The organism is Cellulomonas sp. 73-92 (assembly GCF_001898175.1).
Classification (GTDB): Bacteria; Actinomycetota; Actinomycetes; order Actinomycetales; family Cellulomonadaceae; genus Cellulomonas.
Genome location: NZ_MKTH01000010.1, coordinates 1 through 2,358 on the forward strand (window position 1 = coordinate 1; position 2,358 = coordinate 2,358).

Sequence of the window (2,358 nt, forward strand, 5' to 3'; positions counted from 1 at the left end):
GCCCGCGTCGCGAGACCGGAGGCGCCGGTGCCGCGCGCGGTGACGACGTTCAGCTCGCCGCGGGGTCCCATGCCACCCACACTCTCGTTCCCTCGCCCGGCGCGGACTCCACGCCGGCCGCACCGCCGATGTCCGCCATCCGGCCCGCGATGCTCTCCGCGAGGCCCATGCGCCCCGCGCGCGCGGCCCGCGGGTCGAAGCCGACGCCGTCGTCCGACACGACGACCCGGATGCCGCCGGCGCGGACCCGCACGGATGCCGCGACCCGCGCCGCGCGTGCGTGCCGGTGCGCATTCCGCACGGCCTCCAGCGCCGCGGCCGCGACCGCGTCGAGCACGTGCGACGGAACCGGGGCGCCCGCCGCCTGCTCCACCCGCACCTCGGGGAGGGACGCCGCGAGCCGCTCCCTGACCTGCTCCGCGGCGACGGCGGCCGGCACGAGGCGCGGGTCGCGGTCCCGCTCCACGATCGCGCGGTCCAGGACCCCGACGGCGGTGGCGGCCTCGTCCCGCAGGACCTGCGGCGGCGGCCCGGCGAACATCAGGGCGGCGTTCAGCACGGACAGCACCTCGTCGTGCACCAGCCGTGCGAGTCCCGCCTCGCGGTCGGCGATCGCGGCGGCCACCGCGCTCTGCTCTGCGGCGCGACGGGCGGTGTCCTCCGACTCGTTCAGGACGATGACCCGGTTCCGGATGCCGAGGAAGATCACCACGAAGCCGATCTCGCTCATGTGGAACGGCGTGTTCCAGGCGACGATGAGCGGCACTGCGCCGGTGAACATCCACGCCGAGAGCGCGACGGTCCCGCCGGCCACGATGGTGGCACCGACGGCGACGGCCGGTCGCGCGACGAACACGAGCAGCGTCAGCGCGGCGGGCTCCAGGCGCCAGACCCACGGCGACACCGGCGGCGCTCCGCTGTCGAGCACCGCGTAGGAGGAGAGCTGGAGCGTCACCACGAGCGCGGGGACGCTCCACCACAGCACCCGGAGCAGACGTTGCGGAAGCCACAGCCCCACGGCGGCGAGCGCGACCAGCGCGGCGGTCGCCAGCAGGCCGGCGGCATTCCACCACACCGGGAACAGCGCCGCCTGAGCGAGGAAGTCGGGCAGTGCCTGGCCGACGACCGACAGCATCCCCCCGAGGACCACGAGCCACGCGACCCGCCGGTCGGCGCGTTCGCGCGGGGACCGGGACGGCGCGGGGCTCATCCGCGGAGCGCCGGGGATGCGGTGAGCGACGCCCGGCCGGAGCCCGCGGAACACGTCATCCGTCTCCCCTTCCGAACGCTTCCCAGAGCGTACACCGGGGGCCGGCGACCGCCGGCGACGAGGTCAGGCCGTGGCCGGCGCCGTCGGGGGCTCGGGAGCGGCGGGGGCGAGCTCGGCTGCGGTGCGCCGGTGCCCGATGAGGGTGAGGAGGACGCCGCCCACGAGCCACGCAGCCAGGGTGAGCCACTGCGCGGCGGTCGCGGCATCCGGGAAGTAGCTCGTCGAGCGAAGCAGCGTGACCGACGCACCGGGGACGAACCACTGCCCGATCGCGCCCCACGGGCTGGGCAGGAACGGCGACGGGACCGCGGCCCCGGCGATCGGGTTGGCCACCAGGAGGGTGATGACGGCCCCGACGCCGATGCCGATCGGGCCGAGGAGCGCCGCAAGCCCGATGATGAGGGCGCCGGTGGCCGTCACGCTCAGGGCGACGGCGGCGGCGTTGAGGAGCCAGCTGCCGGCGAGGATGCCGAACCACGTCTGCATCACCGTGACGATCACCACGCCCGCGGCCACGCCGAACGCCGCGAGCCCGACGAGCCGGCGGATGGCTCCCTGGACGCGGAGCGTGAGGATGATCCCGCCGAGCATGCCGCCGAGGACGAGCGGGAACGCGGCGGCCGCGAGCCCCGCGCCCGTCGGATCTCCTGCGGCGACGGGCACCACGTCCGTCACATGGACGGTGGGAACGGCGCGCGGGGCGGTGCCTGCGTCCGGCAGGGTCGGCCGCTCGCCCGCGGCGAGTGCCTGCGAGATCGCGGTCAGCTGTGCGATGAGCGCGCTCTGCGCCGACGCATCGATCTGGGACTGCAGCTCGGCGGCGACGGCCCGCAGCGCCTGCGCCGGCGCGGGGCCGGCCGCCGTGGCGACGAGGACCTCGGGGGTGTCGCCGAGGAGGACGGCGCCGTACAGCGTCCGCTCCGTGATGCGGGCCACCGCGTCGGCGCGCGAGCTCACCTTCTCGAGGGCGAACGGGGCGGGGTCCTGCGCAGCGAGGGCCTTCTCGACCGCGGCCACGGATGCCGCGGGCCCGCTGATCCCGATGGGCAGGTTCTGCGGCTTCGCGGTCGCCGCCGGCCACACGAACG

2 protein-coding genes are annotated in these 2,358 nt (G+C 76.1%); both read right to left on the minus strand.

The features are described from left to right. Nucleotides 1–49 precede the first annotated feature (49 nt). Nucleotides 50–1,210, minus strand: a complete 1,161-nt coding sequence (locus BGO37_RS05750) for an ATP-binding protein (protein ID WP_291753023.1) — start codon at nt 1,208–1,210, stop codon at nt 50–52. Nucleotides 1,211–1,333: 123 nt separating this feature from the next. Continuing rightward, on the minus strand, nt 1,334–2,358 hold a 1,025-nt coding region (locus tag BGO37_RS05755; RefSeq protein WP_291753024.1), incomplete at its 5' end, for a hypothetical protein.